A 2,073-nucleotide genomic window follows, 5' to 3' on the forward strand; every position below is an offset into this window, starting at 1 on the left:
CGCCAGGGCTGGGCGATCCTCTCCGCCATGGGCGTGCTGTTCCTGGCCGGCGTCGTGGTCACCTACGCCGCGGAAGGGTCCGGCACGCCGCTCCTGCACGGGCTCGGCCTGGAGGGCGGCAACATGGAGGGCAAGGAGGTCCGCTTCGGCATCTCCGCCTCGGCGCTGTTTGCCGTCATCACCACCGCCGCCTCCTGCGGCGCGGTCAACGCCATGCACGACTCGTTCACCGCGCTCGGCGGCATGATCCCGCTGATCAACATGCAGCTCGGCGAGATCATCATCGGCGGCGTCGGCGCCGGCCTCTACGGGATGCTGATCTTCGTCATCATCGCGATCTTCGTGGCCGGCCTGATGGTCGGGCGCACCCCCGAGTACCTCGGCAAGAAGATCGAGGCGAACGAGGTCAAGATGGCGATGCTCGGCATCCTGTGCCTGCCGCTGATGATGCTCGGCGGCACGGCGGTGGCGACCGTGGTCGCGGCGGGCCTCGCCGGTCCGGCCAACGCCGGCCCGCACGGCTTCTCGGAGATCCTCTACGCCTACACGTCGGCGGCCGCCAACAACGGCTCGGCCTTCGGCGGGCTGACCGCCAACACCCTGTTCTACAACTCGACGCTCGCCATCGGCATGCTGGTGGGGCGGTTCTTCGTGAAGATCCCGGTACTGGCCATCGCCGGGGCGCTCGCGGCCAAGAAGACCGTGCCGGCCTCCGCGGGCACCTTCCCGACCCACGGCGGCCTGTTCATCGGGCTGCTGGTCGGCGTGATCCTGATCATCGGCGGGCTGACCTTCTTCCCCGCGCTGGCGCTCGGACCCATCGTCGAGCACCTCGCGAGCGTGGCCGGCCAGACCTTCGCGACGGGGGGTTGAGATGCGCGACGGTCCCCATCACCCCTTGCCTCACCAAGCCTCGCCCCATCACGCCGCGCCCATAGCCCTGCGGCGCGGGCTCGGGAGCCATCGCCCACGGCCGTCGGTTCCCGGCCGTTCGCGTTCCTCCGGCCCCGTCCGGATCTCCGACCTGATCCTGGCGATGCTGAGCCTGACCCTGCTGGGCGCCCTCGGCCTCATGGCCGGCGCCGCTCTCCTCGGCCGCGCTTTCTCTCCTTAGTGGTCGCCTCTCCTTCATGTGAGCCGGTCCCCGCCGCGCTGGAAAACGCTTCGGGCCACTGAGCCTCCGGCCCCTCCCCTCCTTCCGGACACCTGCCATGGCCCGCCAGACCACCAAGCTGTTCAGCGCCGCCCTCGTCGGACCCGCGCTCGTCGGCGCGCTCGCCAAGCTCGACCCGCGCGTGATGATCAAGAATCCGGTGATGTTCGTGGTCGAGGTGGTGGCAGCCCTCACCACGGTCCTGTTCGTACGCGACGTGCTGACCGGGGGCGCCAACCTCGCCTTCTCCGGCCAGATCATCCTGTGGCTGTGGTTCACCGTGCTGTTTGCCAACTTCGCCGAGGCCATCGCGGAGGGACGCGGCAAGGCGCAGGCCGACAGCTTGCGGCGCACCCGCACCGAGACCATGGCCAAGCGCCTGACCGGCCAGGGCCGGGCCTTCGACACGGTGCCCGGCAACGGCCTGAAGGTCGGCGATGTCGTCCTCGTCGAGGCCGGCGACATCATCCCGTCGGACGGCGAGGTGATCTGGGGCGTGGCCTCGGTCAACGAGGCCGCGATCACCGGAGAATCCGCCCCCGTGATCCGCGAATCCGGCGGCGACCGCTCGGCGGTGACCGGCGGCACGCAGGTGCTCTCCGACGAGATCCAGGTGCGGATCACGGCAGCCGCCGGCTCGACCTTCGTCGATCGGATGATCGCGCTCGTCGAAGGCGCCGCGCGCCAGAAGACCCCGAACGAGATCGCGCTGAACATCCTACTCGCCGGGCTGACGATCATCTTCGTCTTCGCGGTTGCCTCGATCCCGAGCTTCGCCTCCTACGCCGGCGGGTCCATCCCGCTCATCGTCCTCGTGGCGCTGTTCGTGACGCTCATCCCGACCACCATCGGCGCGCTGCTGTCGGCCATCGGCATCGCCGGCATGGACCGGCTGGTGCGCTTCAACGTGCTGGCGATGT

At 69.7% G+C, this 2,073-nt stretch carries 2 protein-coding genes; both read left to right on the top strand.

The window, feature by feature from the left end; all coding sequences use genetic code 11:
- Positions 1 to 873 (top strand): potassium-transporting ATPase subunit KdpA (gene kdpA, locus ACFE8Y_RS21740; protein ID WP_375466438.1); only part of this gene is annotated, 873 nt, incomplete at its 5' end.
- Positions 874 to 1,211: 338 nt separating this feature from the next.
- The coding region (locus ACFE8Y_RS21745) for an HAD-IC family P-type ATPase (protein WP_375466439.1) at positions 1,212 to 2,073 on the top strand (862 nt) is incomplete at its 3' end.

Source organism: uncultured Methylobacterium sp. (assembly GCF_964242245.1).
GTDB lineage: Bacteria > Pseudomonadota > Alphaproteobacteria > Rhizobiales > Beijerinckiaceae > Methylobacterium.